Source organism: Dehalogenimonas sp. NIT-SK1 (assembly GCF_055384165.1).
In genome coordinates, this window is record NZ_AP042352.1 from 1078231 (window position 1) to 1094446 (window position 16216).

At 47.3% G+C, this 16216-nt stretch carries 13 protein-coding genes; 5 read left to right on the forward strand and 8 right to left on the reverse strand.

Annotation, left to right across the window (positions count from 1 at the left end; genetic code table 11):
* Window positions 1-74: 74 nt before the first annotated feature.
* From ACZ48S_RS05605 to hemW, 4 genes are all read right to left on the reverse strand, one after another.
* Entirely contained in the window at window positions 75-596 is a 522-nt protein-coding gene (locus ACZ48S_RS05605; protein ID WP_464211646.1) for a cob(I)yrinic acid a,c-diamide adenosyltransferase, read from the reverse strand.
* Window positions 597-664: 68 nt separating this feature from the next.
* The gene (cbiE, locus tag ACZ48S_RS05610) at window positions 665-1366 is read right to left on the reverse strand and encodes a precorrin-6y C5,15-methyltransferase (decarboxylating) subunit CbiE (protein WP_464211647.1); all 702 of its coding nucleotides are present in this window, start codon (window positions 1364-1366) and stop codon (window positions 665-667) included.
* A gap of 87 nt (window positions 1367-1453) precedes the next feature.
* Window positions 1454-3277 carry a translation elongation factor 4 gene (lepA, locus tag ACZ48S_RS05615; protein ID WP_464211648.1) on the reverse strand — a complete coding sequence of 608 codons (1824 nt, stop codon included), beginning with the start codon at window positions 3275-3277 and terminating at the stop codon, window positions 1454-1456.
* A 19-nt stretch (window positions 3278-3296) separates the two neighbouring features.
* A complete protein-coding gene (hemW, locus tag ACZ48S_RS05620; protein ID WP_464211649.1) occupies window positions 3297-4427 on the reverse strand; it encodes a radical SAM family heme chaperone HemW in 1131 nt (376 codons plus the stop codon).
* 175 nt (window positions 4428-4602) lie between these two features.
* Here hemW and ACZ48S_RS05625 point away from each other — a divergent pair, with 175 nt between their 5' ends.
* Entirely contained in the window at window positions 4603-6660 is a 2058-nt protein-coding gene (locus ACZ48S_RS05625; RefSeq protein WP_464211650.1) for a hypothetical protein, read from the forward strand.
* A 197-nt stretch (window positions 6661-6857) separates the two neighbouring features.
* On the opposite strand, the gene ftsZ is transcribed toward ACZ48S_RS05625, so the two are convergent.
* The 3 genes from ftsZ to ACZ48S_RS05640 are packed head-to-tail and all read right to left on the reverse strand — an operon-like array spanning window position 6858 to window position 9482.
* A complete protein-coding gene (gene ftsZ, locus ACZ48S_RS05630; RefSeq protein WP_464211651.1) occupies window positions 6858-7988 on the reverse strand; it encodes a cell division protein FtsZ in 1131 nt (376 codons plus the stop codon).
* 23 nt (window positions 7989-8011) lie between these two features.
* Window positions 8012-9211, reverse strand: coding sequence for a cell division protein FtsA (gene ftsA / locus ACZ48S_RS05635; RefSeq protein ID WP_464211652.1), 1200 nt, complete (start codon window positions 9209-9211; stop codon window positions 8012-8014).
* Window positions 9212-9266: 55 nt separating this feature from the next.
* Entirely contained in the window at window positions 9267-9482 is a 216-nt protein-coding gene (locus ACZ48S_RS05640; RefSeq protein WP_464211653.1) for a hypothetical protein, read from the reverse strand.
* Window positions 9483-9660: 178 nt separating this feature from the next.
* Between ACZ48S_RS05640 and ACZ48S_RS05645 the strand changes: the two genes are divergently transcribed.
* From ACZ48S_RS05645 to ACZ48S_RS05660, 4 genes are all read left to right on the forward strand, one after another.
* Window positions 9661-10365, forward strand: coding sequence for a DUF5343 domain-containing protein (locus ACZ48S_RS05645; protein ID WP_464211654.1), 705 nt, complete (start codon window positions 9661-9663; stop codon window positions 10363-10365).
* Between the two features lie 242 nt (window positions 10366-10607).
* On the forward strand, window positions 10608-12563 hold the full coding sequence (locus ACZ48S_RS05650; RefSeq protein WP_464211655.1) for an endonuclease/exonuclease/phosphatase family protein: 1956 nt from the start codon (window positions 10608-10610) through the stop codon (window positions 12561-12563).
* 72 nt (window positions 12564-12635) lie between these two features.
* Window positions 12636-14384: a DNA repair protein RecN gene (gene recN / locus ACZ48S_RS05655; RefSeq protein WP_464211656.1), complete on the forward strand. Its 1749-nt coding sequence runs from the start codon at window positions 12636-12638 to the stop codon at window positions 14382-14384.
* Entirely contained in the window at window positions 14381-15259 is an 879-nt protein-coding gene (locus ACZ48S_RS05660) for a DMT family transporter (protein WP_464211657.1), read from the forward strand. The genes recN and ACZ48S_RS05660 overlap by 4 nt, the downstream gene beginning before the upstream one ends.
* A 72-nt stretch (window positions 15260-15331) precedes the next feature.
* On the opposite strand, the gene ACZ48S_RS05665 is transcribed toward ACZ48S_RS05660, so the two are convergent.
* The gene (locus ACZ48S_RS05665) at window positions 15332-16126 is read right to left on the reverse strand and encodes a DOMON domain-containing protein (RefSeq protein ID WP_464211658.1); all 795 of its coding nucleotides are present in this window, start codon (window positions 16124-16126) and stop codon (window positions 15332-15334) included.
* Window positions 16127-16216 lie beyond the last annotated feature (90 nt).

The following is a 16216-nucleotide window of genomic DNA, read 5'->3' on the forward strand; positions in this document are numbered from 1 at the left end:
CGGCTGAAATTCACAGCCGATTATACAGTATCTGATATTCTATCGCTGATATTGACCCGGCACAATTTTTGAAATCAGTATTCGATCCCCTTCCTTGCTGGGATACCCCGGTCATAAGGATGTTTTACCTTCCCCATATTGGTAACCAGATCAGCGGCTTCAATAATTTCCTGTGGAACCAAACGACCGGTCAGTATCAATTCGACATGTTCCGGTTTATCCTTTATCAACTGAATCACATCCGCCGTTTCAAGCCAGCCCCAGCCGGTAACGATATTGATTTCATCCATGATAATAATATCAAAATCCCCGGACAACATGGCACGACAGGCTTCAGTTAGTGCTTGGGTTGCCTTTTCCTTGACTTCAGGAGAGGGATTTTCCGGATGACGAATCAATCCGGGACCAAACGCTGCCCATTTTACTCCGGGGAGCCGGTACAACACCTCTTGTTCACCAGAGTCGTAACTGGTGTTCATGAAGTAAACAATGTAAACACGATAACCGCGGCCTGAGGCTCGCAAGGCAGTGCCAAGACCAGCGGAAGTTTTTCCCCGGCCTTCCCCGGTAAAAACCTGTACCAATCCTCGTGCCAACGGAATATAATTCACAGCCAATCCATCGCTGGTGTCCGTAGGCGGACTTGTATTCCCCTCCGATACCATTAAACGCAGCACTCGTGCGGTGAAGGGTTTTTAACGACCATGACTGACGTCAAACGATAATCAGTCTTGGCTACTTCTGACAGCGTTGTGTAATAAACATGTTCATCTTCCATGGTCAGGTATTCACAAATAAGCGCCGGTGTTTCCGCTGGTAAACCTTTTTCAAGCAGATAAGTCGCTGTTTGTTTGGGAACTTGCGTCTCATTGGTCAGCATCAGCAAGTTCCGCCCCATGTTAAAACTATCAACCAAAAACTTAAGTTTAAGCTGCTTCACTTCTTCCCGTCCGTCATGAAAAGAAACCAGCACGGATTCGTCAAGGCATATCTGTGCTTTGGCGGCGGCGAACTGAGCCGCGCCTGCTGAAGGGATAATGCGAACTTCAAAATCCTTAAATACATCGAGTACCTGTGCCAAACTGGAAGACACGCAGGGATCCCCAACGCGCAACACCGCTACGCTCTCCCCAGTTTGTATAGCCCTTTCAGCCGCGTCCTTTTCTTTCTGTAGATAATCTTTGGTGCCTTGAAAAAATATTACTTTTCCATTGACCAGATCTTTCACTGGCTTAAGAGACCAGTCCCAAGCCAGGATAATATCCGACTCTTTTATCGCCTCTTCCGCGGCGTGGGTCAGCCATTTGGCTGACCCACCGGGTCCAATACCAACTACATAACAAATGGGCTTCTTGGTTTGATTCATCAATTAAACTCCGAAAATTATTCTGTAATCCCGTTGAATTTTATCATAAATAGTCCCGGTATTAAACACCCGTTCAAATCACCGGCATCAGGTTTCTGTTTTCAAAACACTGAAAAAGGCTTCTTTCGGCACTTCCACCTGACCTATGGTTTTCATTTTTTTCTTACCTTCTTTTTGCTTTTCCAGCAATTTGCGCTTGCGTGTTATATCACCACCATAACACTTTGACAGCACGTCTTTTCTTTTAGCTGGAATATCCGCCCTGGCTACAATACGCCCGCCAACGGCAGCTTGAATTGGGATCGTAAAAAACTGACGCGGAATCACTTCTTTAAGCTTGTTAACCAGTGACTTACCGACCTCCTGCACCTGCTCAGGAGGAACAATGCGGCTGAAGGCATCTACCAATGTATTATTGACCAGGACATCTATTTTCACCAGCTTGGATTCCCTATAACCTTCAAACTCGTAATCAAGGGAAGCGAATCCGTTGGTACGACTTTTAAGCTGGTCATAAAAGGTAGTCAGCATGGATCTTAAAGGCATGTCATAGTCGAGCTGCACTCTCTGCGCTGCATCGGATCCACCCACAGAATGCCCTAAATACTCGATGTGCTGGTAAACACCACCGCATGACTGTTCGAGTTCCATCACCGGTCCGATGTAGCTAGATGGGGTTAATATTCTGACTTTCACCCATGGTTCCTCGATGCGGGCAATTTCACCCGGCTGAGGTAACTCGGATGGATTAACCACGGTAACAACCTCGCCATCAATTTTGGTAATGAAATAACTGACCGCGGGTGCTGTGACTACCAATGATAACCCAAATTCCCTCTCCAGGCGGGCATAAACTATATCCATGTGCAACAATCCCAAAAAACCACAGCGAAAACCATGTCCCAGCAGCGGACTGTTTTCCATCTCGTATGATAATGCTGCGTCATTAAGCTTGAGCCGTTCCATCGCCTCGCGCAACTCGTGGTAATCACTGGCTTGCGTAGGATATAAACCGGCAAAGACCATCGGCTTTGCCGGCCTATAGGCTGCTAAAGGCCCGGATGCCGGTTCTGTCTCTGATGTTACCGTGTCACCCACAGAACAATCACCGACCGTTTTCAATCCGGTTGCAATGTACCCCACTTCCCCGGCGGAGAGTGACTCAACGGGACATTCACGGGGATTAAAATACCCCACCTCTAAAACATCCATGACAGTTCCCTGCCCCATCAGCTTTAATCGGTCACCATTATTTATTACTCCGTCCACTACTCGGAGATAAGCAATAACTCCTTTATACTGGTCGTAGTGAGAATCAAAAATCAACGCCCTCAACGGACTATCCGCGTTACCGTAAGGGGGAGGAATTCTGGCAACAATAGAATCCAGCATTTCGGGAACACCCTTACCTGTTTTACCGGATATCTTCAGTGTTTCACTTTCAGAATAACCAAGAACATTTTGAACTTCATCCATAACTCGCTCAGTTTCACCACTGGGCAAATCCACCTTATTCAATGCTGGAATTATTTCCAAATCATTCTCCATAGCTAAATAAACGTTAGCCAGTGTCTGGGCCTGGATTCCCTGCGTCACGTCAACTAACAATACCGCGCCTTCGCATGCTGCCAGAGTCCGGGAAACTTCATAAGAAAAATCAACATGCCCAGGGGTATCAATCAGATTCAGCAAGTATTCTTTGCCGTCTGCAGCCTTATAGTTGAGACGAATAGCCTTAGCCTTTATGGTAATGCCGCGTTCTCTTTCCAGATCCATACGGTCCATTACTTGTTCGTTCATTTCTTCCAGCCGCATGGCACCTGTAATTTCTATAAGACGGTCGGCAAGTGTGGATTTACCGTGATCAATATGAGCGATAATACAAAAATTTCTGATAAAATGCTGTTCCATGAAATTCCTTCACTAATTTTCAGGATAAAAATCTGATAAAAACTTCGTTTCCAAGTAGTCGTCCGCGTTCGGTAAGCTTCATCTTACCATCGTTGATTTTCAAAAGATCGTAACCCTTTAACTCGGCTATTTCCGTAGCAAACTCTTTCAAAATATCCAGATTAAACTGCGTCCCAATTTTAGAAATATCAACCCCCTCATTTAACCGCAGACCAAGTATTATTGATTCTGCTAGAGCCGTCCTATCATCAATGAATTCAGAGTCCGATACCGGACATATCCCGCTATTAATAATCTTAATGTATTCATCCAAATCACCCGTATTAGCTGACCGTCGGCTATCGATAAACGAGTGAGCCCCGGCCCCTAGTCCGAGATACTCACTCCGACGCCAGTATATCAGGTTATGGATGCTTTCAGCACCCGCTGATGCCCAGTTAGAAATTTCATACTGTCGGAAATAAGTTGCGGAAAGAAAACTACTAACAATCTCGTATTCTGCTGCCGCTTGGTCCTGGTTTACCGGGGCAATCTTACCTCTGGCACAAGCCTCACCCATAGGAGCATTTACATCCATGGTTAACCCGTAAAATGACAAATGTTCGGTACCCAGGTTTAAAACGCGTTCCAACATATCTTCCCACCGAGATAATTCACGACCCGGTATAGCGTAAATTAGATCCAGGCTCATATTATCAAAACCGGCATCCCGAGCCTGGGAGATTGCTTTCAATCCCTGGTAACTGGAATGGCCGCGGCCAAGCAAAGCCAGTTCCCGGTCATCAAGACTCTGTAACCCCAGGCTTAATCTGTTAATCCCAGCATTTTTAAGTCTTCTTAAATATACGGCGTCAAGCGTGTCCGGGTTGGCTTCCAGCGTTATTTCCGCGGACGAATCGATTGTATAGCAATTAGAAACCTGGTCCATTATCTTTTCTATTGCCTCCGAGGGCACCAAACTTGGCGTACCCCCGCCGAAATATATCGTCTTAACTTTTCTCCCTTCACGGCGAGTTAGCTGGATTTCTCGTAACAAGGCATTAACATATGGACTTACGGACTCCTCGCGGCCGGCAAAAGAAACGAAGGAACAATAAGAGCATCGCCGGGAACAAAACGGTATATGTAAATATAGTGAAATATCAGTCATTGGTATATTATTATGTAAATAATAACTACAATCAAATATACCTCTTAAAAGGATAAAATTATTTTTGAAAAACAGTTGACAGTCGCAAACATAAGCATTACATTAAATTCGATAAGCTGATTGAATTTTTCCTTTTTATATAATAGTCAGGCTGCGGCCGAAGGAGGCAACGAGGGTGTCAACAAAAAATAATCCAGAAACGAACCCGATGGAAGAGCCACAGATTTTAACCAAACCCCTGCCGCAAATCCTAGATGAAATGGATGCTAATATAAGAGCGGCCGCCCAGGCAGCTCTCCAAGCGGAATCCGCGGCGAAGCAGGCTACTGGCGCAGCTGGTAACGCGACACAGGCTGCTCATGAAGCTGAGAAGCGAGCCGTTGAAGCTAAAGAAGCCGGCGAAAAAGCTGCTGAAGAGGCCACCCGGGCTGCGGCAAGTGCGGCAACTGAAGCCAAAAAAGCGGCGGATGAAGCGGCAGGGAAAGCTGAAGATGCCAAAAAAGGAGCCGAAGAAGCGGCCAGGGTTTTCCAAAAAACGGCTGATGAAGCCACTAATAAAGCGGAAATCGCTAGTACCTCAGCTAAAAGCGCTGCCGAAGAAGCCGCCAAAATATCCGATGAAGCCGCCAAGAGAGCCGAAGCTGCTGGATTGTCAGCCGGTAAAATGGCCGAAAAAGCTAAATTAGCCTCAGATGCAGCTCGTACCGCTGCGGAGGAAGCGGCCAAAAAAGCTGAAGAAGCTGCGAAAACAGCTCAAAACGCTGCTGATGACGCGATGAAAAAAGCACAAGAAGCGGCAAATCGTTCAGAATCAGCATCCAATAGCGCCAAGGACGCTGCGGAGCAGGCCAGTCAGATAGCTTCTGAAGCCGCACATCGGGCCGAAGAAGCTGCTTCCCAGGCAGAAAAAACCGCTCGCGAAGCCAAATACGCCGCTGAGGAAGCTACGGCGAAAGCTCAGGATGTGGAAATGACCGCACGAGAATCAGCGCAAGCCGCTGCCCGCGCAGCCGAGGACGCTGCTTCCCGCGCTGAATTATCTGCATTATCCACCCGAGAATCATTGGAGCAATCTATTGAAGCAGCTTTAGCCGCTGGTAATAAAGCCGATGAATCCGTAAAAATAGCCCGTACTGCTGTAAAGGAATTACAGGAAAAACCAAATCGAGAAACAGTGTCGGAGGCATTAAAAGCCGGCCGCGCTGCCAAATCCGCCGCTGGAGCTGCTTTCCGCGCGGCCGAAGATACCGCACGTCGTAGCGAACTGGCCAATATTGCCGGTGATGTAGCCCTTGAAGCGGCTACTCACGTCAGTGGTGATGCCGCTAAAGGAGTAAGTGAAGCCGGAGCCTCAGCCAAAGAAGCTGCCGTGCGTGGCTTCGAAGTATCCAGCCAAACTAAAGAAAAGGCGGAAAATGCGGATTCCACAGCAGATGAATTAATTGATACATCCGGTGAAGCCGCTGACAAATTGACAACCAATACTGTTGAATCCGCCAGAGTTCATGCAGAATCAGTTAAGAAAGCAGCGGAAGAATCAGCTGCTAAATCCGCAGAGGTGTCCCGTTTAGCCCATTTGGCTGCCGAGGAAGCTTCCAGTAAAGCCGAAATCGCGCAAAACAATGCCGAAAAGGCAGCCGCTGAGGCTGTTAAACAAGCGGAAAATGCCAGTTCAGAAGCTAAAAATGTTGCAGAGCAATCTTCCCAATCCGCCAAGGCCGCGGCGGATGAAGCCGTTCGTACTGCCGAAGAAGCCATCTCTAAAGCCGAGTCAGCCGCAAAGACCGCGGCCGAAGCTGCGGCCAAAGCTGAAACGGGAGCCAGGGAAGCTATTGAAAAAGCTTCTCTGATGGCAACAGATGCGGCTAAAAGAGCCGAGGAAGCGGCCAAATCAGCCGAGGCTACAGCCACAGCCGCTAAAAAAGCAGCCGATGAAGCCGGGTCTCGCGCTGAACATGCGGAATCCTCGGCAAGGTCCGCCGCTGATAAAGCGGTCCAGGCTGCTGAAGATTCCGCATACTCATCCAAAGAAGCATCGGAAAGGGCTGCTGAAATAGCCTCCTCAGCCCGCCAGGCCGCTCAGGAAGCCATGAGCAAAGCTGAGGAAGCTATGGTCAGGGCTGTTATTAAAAGGCTCACCAGCGGTACTTGGATTACTTTGCTTATAGTTATTAATCTAAGTATCGTGTTAGCCGCGGTTATGTTTGCCGTCGCTCTGGGCGCCATCAGATAAATAAATCATATATTGCAATAGTACAGGCCGTTGGGGGAGGAGGAGTCCCAACGGCCTGTACTATTTATAAACGAGGCGGAAAAATCAATCATAAAGACGCTGGATAAACTCGATAAATTAACAAATCTAATTTCAGTTTTTCCAGGCGGGGTGGCGGTAACCAGCCGCCACCCCGTAGTCTAAGGGAATATCCAGGGTTACCAGCGTTTCTGATAACTATGTGAAGCGGGAGCAGTCGGTCGAGTCGGCTCCGGGCGGCGTGAACTGCCTAGCAAACCACGTTGCCGCAGAAACGCCGGTATCTCAAGTTCTTTCTCGGTTTTAATATTTTTTAACAGCCGCGTTATTTCTTTATCGCGACTATCCAAAGTAACACTGTGATCAGCAAAACCGGTAGCGATCAGCGTCAAGCGGACTTCATCTTTCATTGATTCGTCCACGGTGACTCCAAAAATAACATTGGCATCCGGGTCAACTGATTGACGTATGACATCAGCAGCTTCATTTACTTCGAATAGAGAAAGGGAGCTATCTCCAACAACATTGAAAATACACCCTTTAGAACCTTCAACCGAAACATCCAGCAACGGACTGGTCAAAGCTTGTTTAGCCGCCTGTACGGCTCGGTTTTGTCCCTTACCGTGTCCGATGCTCATCCAGGCTGGGCCGGCGTCCTTCATAACGGCGCTGACATCGGCGTAGTCAAGATTAATAATACCGGGCACCGTGATCACTTCAGCGATAGCCTGGACACCGTGATGCAACACTTCATCGGCCATACGGAAAGCTCCGTCCACACCGGTTTTCTGGTCACAGACTTCAAATAGTCTGTCATTGGGTATCAGGATCAGGGTGTCTACATTTTCCATTAGTTCATTTATGCCTTCTTCGGCCACTTTAGTCCGGTGAGTACCTTCGAAACTAAAGGGCTTAGTGACCACGGCTATGGTCAGCGCGCCGGTTGCTTTAGCGGCGGCGGCCACCACTGCTGCTGAACCCGTGCCGGTACCGCCGCCCATACCGGCAGTTACGAAAACCATATCCGAATCGCCAACTACTTGCTTGATTTCATCTTTGCTTTCCTCAGCGGCTTTTCGGCCCATTTTATTATCACCACCAGCCCCGAGCCCGCGGGTGCATCTCTCGCCTAGTTGCACTCGCAGAGGAGCTTCTGTTACCGCGAGTGCCTGAGCATCAGTATTCATCGCTACAAACTCAACACCGCGGATTTGTTCACGGACCATTCGGGTTACAGCGTTGCAGCCTGCACCACCGCATCCGATAACCTTAATCCTGGCGCCACTGGGAACGTAGATCGTCTTAGCCATTTCTTCTCCTTCTTTAACACCCTTTATTTATTTTTTTTGAACAAACCAAGGAATTTTCCAGGTCCTTCCGAACCCCCGGCTTTCACCGGAATACCAGTGCGCTCGTTAGCTTTCCACATTATCAAACCGATAGCCGTTGCAAAAGCAGGGTCCCCGAGACGCTCAGAAACACCATACATGGTAGGCGGCATCCCAACTCGAACCGGTAATTTGGTAACTTCGGCACCGAGTTCAGCCAGCCCGGGTAGATTTGCGCTGCCACCAGTTAATACCATGCCGCCACGTAGCAGATTCTGGTAATCTTCTGTAGGAACTTCCATGAGTATGAGACGAACCATTTCTTCCAACCGCGACCTAATTATTTCAGTTAGTTGTGAGTGCGGAAAAGAGTGTCCACCCTCGGACAGCATTTGTTCATCGTCATCACCGGCAACAGGGAAAACCGATCCATATCTCATTTTGATCTCTTCGGCCAATTCCCAGCTTACTCCAAGTCCTACGGAGATATCATGCGTAATCTGGTATCCGGCTACCGGCAAAACAGAGGTGTGGATTATGTTACCGTCCTTATAGACGCCAATATCAGTAGTCCCACCGCCGATATCAGCCAATACTACGCCGTTTTGCATCTCATCGGTTGAAATGGTAGCTTCAGCACTGGATAGCGGACTAAAAACCATCTCATCAACATTGATGCCAGCCCCTTTTACACACTTCACCAAATTCTCCAGTGAAGTTGCCGAAGCCGTAACCATGTGAGTTTCCACTTCAAGTTTGAAACCATGCATACCCACTGGATTTCTTATACCATCCTGGCCGTCAACCGTATAGCATAGTGGTAATAAATGAAGCATTCGCCGGTCTCCCGGAATGGTAACATTTCGGGCCACTTCCATTACTCTGTTAACATCAGCGGGTCTGACAGTCTCTTCCTTGCGGGAAATGGCGACGACACCACGGTTATTCGCGGAATGTATATGACGTCCTGTAATACTGACGACAGCTGAATCAAGCTTGTAACCAGCTGATTGTTCCGCCATACCGACAGACCGTTTAATGGCATCACGCGCTTCGTTCAGGTTGACCACCATTCCCTTCTGCAGACCACGAGACGGCGTAACCCCAACGCCGAGAACCCTTATTCCGGCTTCATCAGCGTCAGCCATAATAGTACACACTTTGGTAGTGCCGACATCAATGGCCGATAGCCTCGTTTTTTTCATATTTTCTCCTTAATATATTGGTTGCCTAAACTGAATATGGAAACCCGATGCGTTCCTATTTACCGCCGGTTTCCCGATAACGTACACTCCATTTGGCCGCCACGCTTTCAATGAAAGCCCTGGTGTTGGCGTCCGGAGCTCTCTTGAGTTCGGCCAGAAAGCCGTGCAATAATTCGCCGCCACTCATTCCCGGTTGTGGTTCCTGTGGTCCCGGCAAATTGATAAACACAATTTCCGTCATTAATTTCTGATAATCAATCGCTGTTCCCATGTAATTTTTCCCGCCTTTCTAAAAAAGTTGTCGCCATCTTAATCGTTGCCAAAAGCACCCGTCAATAACTGTCCAAATTCGTCCTGGCTGTTTCCAAAAACAATTGCTTTTTGTCCTTTTATCTGAAGTGAAGCCTTGTCATTTTTGTCCTTCTGGCATAAAATGATGCGTATCAGCTATGAATTTACCTGTTACCAAATCACTGCCGCCATATGTGTCATACCGGACATTTTGGAATTTCATGGACGGGCTAAAAGCTGCTATTCCGGCGCGCATTGACCGCAGTTACTGGGGAGAAAAACTCTCCGGCAGCACTGGCGGGCAATTGATAGCTGCATTGAAATACCTGAAATTGATAGACGCGCACAATACGCCTACCCTGAGATTGCGCCAAATCGTATTTGCTAAGGGCCCGCAGCGCTCTGATTTACTGCAGCAGCTCACCCAGGAAGCATATCCATTTTTCTTGAACGATCTTGACCCGGCATCAGCCACTTATGCCCAACTGGAAGAAAAACTCAGAGAGAACTTTCAAATTACCAGTGATGTCAGCCGAAAATGTATAAAGTTTTTTATCGGTATATCGGAAGAATCTGGTATTATTCTTTCCCCTTTCATCACCCGAAAATCTAAAACAGCGCGCAACACAACTCAGCGCAAAGTTAAAAAAACATCAACCCTCCCGATTGCAAGCGAGGCATCCCATCAGGATAACCAGCCTTCCAACTCGCAGAGCTCCATACCTAATTCTTCAACTGATATGAACCAAAATTTGTTAGCCAAATTCCCTTCCTTTGACCCGGCGTGGTCCGACGAAGTAAAGCTGCGCTGGTTCAAGGCGTTTGAAGAACTGGTGCAAAGAACTTCCCCACCGGACAAATAACCCATTGAGATTCTGGGCTGTTTTTTTATTATATTTAATTTTACAGAAAAATTACTGGTTCGCAATATATAAATACTATTCGTGTTTATAAATTTTTATGTAATATTTTCTTGTTCAAAACCAGCATGCCAATATGTATTATTTTTCAACTGAGTAAAGTAGCAACTCCACTGACTGGAATTTTCAATATTTACAACATATTTGATGCCATAGAGAAGGAAGACATGATATGATAGAGAAACATGCAGCAATATCGTGGCATTCTAAACAGGCTGAATACGGATTTGCCGGAAGTAATTCCATCAATAGGATTGCTGGTTTTAGCTGTCGTTTTCGGATTACAGAGCATCCGAGTTATGGTTGCCGGACTCACCTGGACATTGGGTGACACATACGGATTGGGCGCTCCCCTGCTGGGAATAACCGCCCTGGGTATATTCGGTACTGCTTTTTTATCCGGTCCTCTGCGCCGTTTTCTTGACTTCCGAAGCAGTATCTTGCTGACCCTGGGCTTATTGATTTTCTTTAGATTGATGATGCAATTTTGGTCCGGTATTCCTTTATTTACTTTATTATTTGCTTCCCTGGCCGTTATCGGCTTTATTCTGTTTTTACCCATATACCTGGACGAAACACGACGACAGGGAAATTCCACAATGCCTCTCTTCGCCGGCGGTTTTCTGAGTGGCATCATCCTGGACACATTGATCTATGGTGCTGCCGGCACTTATGACTTGGCATGGCAGCATACATTCTGGCCTACTATCGTCACCATTGCTTTTTCTCTTGTTTTTATCTATTTAATATTCAGGTACTTCCAAAACTGTCAGTTCAGCACATCGTTTAACTTCAAGGGTAAGGCAGGGGCATGGCTGGCGGTCGGGCCTTTTATCTTCCTTCAGCTCATGCTGCTGCAGAATATTCCGGCCTTGGCCTCTCTTACTGGATGGAATACACCAGCGGCTTTCCTGTGGCTTACCGGGGCGCAATTGATCGGATTTATAGCAGCCTTTTATTTTCACAGCCTTCAGGAAGATACTATTTATTTCATCACTCTTCTTTCCGCGGGCGTTCTAATTACTTTTTCATTGTTCCCCTATTTATCAGGCTGGCTTGAGAGTATTTTATTGCTATTAGGCCAGATAGCAGCATGCCAGTTATTTTTCGCCATCATCATCGGAATGGCTGCCGGCGTCCGGCGGACAGGAACACTGAGCTTACCGATTTCCCATGGCATCGGCATGCTCTTACTGGTTATTTTAATTCTCGGTTACTACGCTTCATATCAGATAGCCCTGCCCTATAATAACTCCATCCTGCTGGTAATGGCAGCGGTCATAGTTGCCGGCGGAGCTATGACCTCACTCCGCCATATGGGGCCAAGGCTGCGCATCGGACGTCAGAAATGGCTGTACAGCGGAATTGTCGCTCTGGCAATTATGATGATTCCATCAGGGATTTTTTTATCAACACCATCCCCGGATTATTCAGCTAATCAAGGCTTTCCGGTGCGTGTCCTTTCATATAATCTGCATAATGGTTTCAGTGCCGAAGGTGCATTGGATCTTGAAGCTCTGGCTCGCAATATAGAGGAAAGTGGCGCTGATGTGGTAGCGCTGCAGGAAATATCTCGCGGCTGGCTGATCAGCGGTCGTATTGATATGCTTGAATGGCTATCGCAGCGCCTGGACATGCCCTACTACTTCGGACCATCATCAGGACCGTATTGGGGAAATGCTATTCTGTCCCATTATCCTATCAATTCAGTAGTCAACATTCCGGTTCCATCTGAAGGGTTGCCGCTTGAAAGGTCATTTATTTCCGCCTCATTGGAAATAGGTGATCATACTATTCAATTTATCGCCGTTCACCTGCATCACGTAGAAGGTGACTCAGAAATCAGGGTTAATCAAGTTTCCGCCGTCTTGAGCTATTTTAATGACTTCGAAAACACCATAATTTTAGGGGATTTCAACGCCGAGCCCAACGATCCGGAAATCAAACTGATGAGATCAGCCGGTTTCCGCGACGTGCTGCTTTCTATAGAACCGCCTCCGGCGTATACGTTTAGAGCTGATAACCCCTATCAACGTATTGATTATATCTGGGTATCGCCGGACCTTAGCTGGTCAAACGCCGGGCTGATTGAGAGTACTGCTTCAGACCACAATGGTGTATTAGCTGATATTGATGAATAATCGCCCCATGAGTTGTACCCTCACCCTATTTGTGCCACAATTAAACTTGAAAAAACACGGCAGATTCGAAACGTGCTGTTAAATTTACGTGTCAAAAATTTCGGTATCATTGAAGATTTTGATTGGTCTCCCGACTCCGGTTTTAATGTTCTTACCGGTGAAACCGGGGCTGGCAAATCACTGGTAGTAGATGCGGTAACCGTTCTCCTTTCCGGAATAACGGATGACACCACTATTCGCCACGGCGCTGATGAACTCCGAATCGAAGGTTTATTTGATGTTTCCAATCGGCTTGATGTAATCCAATGGCTGAAAGACAAAGGACTGGATCCTAGCGATGGTACTGCTGTGGTTTCTCTGAACCTCCGGCGCAGCGGCCGGACTGTATTACGGCTTAATACTCATACAATTCCAAGGAACGTAATTGCTGAGTTCGGTCAAAAATTGATTGATATTCATGGTCAGAGCCAGCACCTTTCCTTACTGAATAAAAGCAGTCACCTTGATTTCCTTGATACTTATGCCGGCACCCTGAAAATAAGGCAGGAATTTACCCAGAAGGCTAGCCAGTTGGCTCAGCTGAAACAAGAGATTAAGAAGCTTGATCAACACAATTCCGAGCGCCTAAAACAAGCTGATTTTCTGAGATTTCAACTCCAGGAGATTGAACAGGCTGAGTTGCATGAAGGTGAAGACTGGGATTTAGAGCGGGAACAGCTAATCCTGGCTTCGACCGAAAATTTGAAGGATCTATCCTTCAAGGCCATTCAAGCACTGGACGGCGATGATATTTCCGGCGAATCATCAGCCGCCTCCAATCTCTCCCAAGCCGTTTCGGCGGTGGAGAGCCTGTCGGAAATAGATAATAAAATTCAAAATAGCGTCGCGCCGCTGCGTGAAGCCCTCTGCAACGTAACTGAAACACTTCGTGAATTACGCTCATATTATGCTTCACTTGAATTTGATCCCAAGCAACTTGAAATTACTGAAAACCGCCTGTCTGTCATCAAGGAGTTGAAGCGAAAATACGGTTCAACTATTGCGGATATTATGGCTTATGCTGAAAAGGCGCGTAATCAGCTTAATGAAATTGATACCTTTGATGAGCGTATAGAATCATTGCGGCGTAACAGTATCTCCTTGATGAAGGAAATGGGACAGATCGCTTCTGAATTATCCTCGGTAAGAAAAGCTGCCGCATCCAGGCTTATACAATCAGTGAATGAAGAACTCACTGATCTCGGTATGGATAAGGTTAAATTCGATATCAGTTTATCGGTTGTTGAAAAACCGGACGGGGTGCCTTTACCGGATGGTCTTAAAGCCGATTACAATAACCATGGTATAGACAACGTCGAGTTTTTGGCATCCACAAATATCGGGGAACCGCCGCACGCCTTGGCAAAAATAGCCTCCACCGGCGAACTTTCCCGTTTTACCCTTGCGGTAAAAACGGCATTATCTGAGTCGGACAAAACTCCGGTTCTTATTTTCGATGAAATAGACATCGGCGTTGGCGGACGGTCCGGAGATGTGATCGGGCGCAAGCTGGCAACCCTGGCGTCCAATCACCAGGTTATCTGCGTCACCCACCTGCCGCAAATAGCCTGCTACGCTGACCACCACTACACCGTTGATAAAATAACTGAAGGTGGACGTACCCACAGCCGTTTGAAAACCACTGACGCTGATACACGCATCAGAGAGTTAGCCCTTATGCTCTCGGGAGACAAAAATTCGGAAACCGCGGAAGCTGGTGCAAAAGAATTAATAAATCGGGCTAATTCATTCAAGGGCCGGAACAAAAGGTCCATGACTTGAACTATCTTTCCGGTATAGATAAAAAAGCCCTGCTGGCCATAAGTATAACGCTGCTCTTCTGGGCATCATCATTCGCTGGAAACCGCGCCGGCCTGGAAAGTTACAGCCCCGGAGCGCTGGTATTGTTCCGGTTCCTGACGGCTTCCGCCGTGCTGGGTATTTACGCCGTAATTACCAAAGGCATCCGGTGGCCGCGGAAATCGCATCTGGGTTGGATTATTTTCGGCGGACTCATCGGTATCACCGGGTACCACACGCTTCTGGCTCACGGTATGCTTACTGTTACCGCTGGTTCCTCCAGTTTTATTATTGGTGCTGTACCTATTTTTACCGGGCTTTTGGCTGCCATTACCTTGAAAGAAAAATTAAGCCCCAGGCAGTGGATGGGTATAATGGTCAGCTTCGGGGGCATTGGTCTGATCGCCTTCGGTGAAAGCGGTAGAATGGAGCTGGAAAGCGGAACTCTGCTCATCATGCTGGCGGCTTTATGCACTTCAATATTTTTTGTTATCCAGAAGCGGTTATTAAAGCATTATAAGCCCCTGGAGGTAACCTGTTATTCCTTCTGGGCCGGGACGGCTCTGATGCTTGTATTTCTTCCCAACCTTATATCTGATTTTCCAGTGGCCGAGACCGGGGCTACAGTTGCCGTACTTTACCTGGGTATTTTTCCAGCCGCCCTGGCTTACCTGAGCTGGAATTACGCTTTCACCCTGACACAGGCTTCGGTTGCCACCAGTTTTATGTACCTTAATCCTATTGTTGCTACTCTGATAGCTTTCATATGGCTGGGGGAAATACCTACACTTATCGCTATTTCAGGGGGGATTTTAGCTCTTATAGGCGTAATAATAACCGCGCGAAGCGTTCGCTGACGTTGTGCCAGTCTCTAATTAACAAAAGGGGCGGCTATTTTGCCGCCCCTTTTTATTACTATCCTTCAAACATCAATCGAGTTCAATAACCCCATAACCGCGTTCAGTCATTGAGGCTGTAATATCATCGGAATAACCATACGCCCATATGAACAAATTTGGGCCCGGCAATAATCGGACATCATTATTATCACCGGTATCCAAGCGACGACGGAATTCCATCACGGTGGTAGCGGGCTCTTCCTCTTCCTCTTCAATGGCGGCTATTTCTTTAATCTCCCACTCCAGCAGACTGAATTGACCGCCTGATTCTTCATCCTTTTGCAACTCACTCGTCGTTCGGTCGGCTGAATACGAATCAGAAACGTGCGCCTGCCCGGCTTCATCAACAAAGCCGTATATAGTATCCATCCCCCCATCGCGCAAATCATCAATAAAGCTTAAACTAACCCAACCCTCGGTACCGGCTTGCACGCCAACATAAACAAACTGAGAATCGCTTTTCCAATAGATTTGATAACCAGATCCGAAGCTGAGGTAGTTTTCATATTCTCCGGATGAAATTTCACCATCTGCCTGCCAGTCCACCGGTCCCGGCGGCGACAGATTACTGTCTCCTCCTCCGGGATTAAGGTCGGTAATATCCGGTGCTGTCCCTATCACTGAAATTATGGTGTAACTGACGGATAAAAATAGCCCGATTGAACTCAGCACCACCCCGCTTATAGTCATAGCTTTTTTGGCCGGACGCCGCCGGAGTATCATAATTCCCCAGACCAGACCGATTATCGGAACCGGTAACCCGAAGAAAGGAATCAGCCAGGTACCCATCGCGATGATTCCAAGAACCAGAACTTCGCCGCCCATTGGTACCTCCTGTAATAAAAGCTTGAGTAATCACGGAATTACTATCATTATTATATTAAAGGATTATAACTTAAAATAAAACTATTTTCT

Bases quoted from the DNA above. Each gene is read 5' to 3' on its own strand.
- cbiE (WP_464211647.1), bottom strand. From the start codon at position 1,366: ATGAATCAAACCAAGAAGCCCATTTGTTATGTAGTTGGTATTGGACCC.
- ACZ48S_RS05640 (WP_464211653.1), bottom strand. From the start codon at position 9,482: ATGGGAACAGCGATTGATTATCAGAAATTAATGACGGAAATTGTGTTT.
- ftsZ (WP_464211651.1), bottom strand. From the start codon at position 7,988: ATGGCTAAGACGATCTACGTTCCCAGTGGCGCCAGGATTAAGGTTATC.
- lepA (WP_464211648.1), bottom strand. From the start codon at position 3,277: ATGGAACAGCATTTTATCAGAAATTTTTGTATTATCGCTCATATTGAT.
- hemW (WP_464211649.1), bottom strand. From the start codon at position 4,427: ATGACTGATATTTCACTATATTTACATATACCGTTTTGTTCCCGGCGA.
- ACZ48S_RS05665 (WP_464211658.1), bottom strand. From the start codon at position 16,126: ATGGGCGGCGAAGTTCTGGTTCTTGGAATCATCGCGATGGGTACCTGG.
- ACZ48S_RS05645 (WP_464211654.1), top strand. From the start codon at position 9,661: ATGAATTTACCTGTTACCAAATCACTGCCGCCATATGTGTCATACCGG.
- ftsA (WP_464211652.1), bottom strand. From the start codon at position 9,211: ATGAAAAAAACGAGGCTATCGGCCATTGATGTCGGCACTACCAAAGTG.
- ACZ48S_RS05650 (WP_464211655.1), top strand. From the start codon at position 10,608: ATGCAGCAATATCGTGGCATTCTAAACAGGCTGAATACGGATTTGCCG.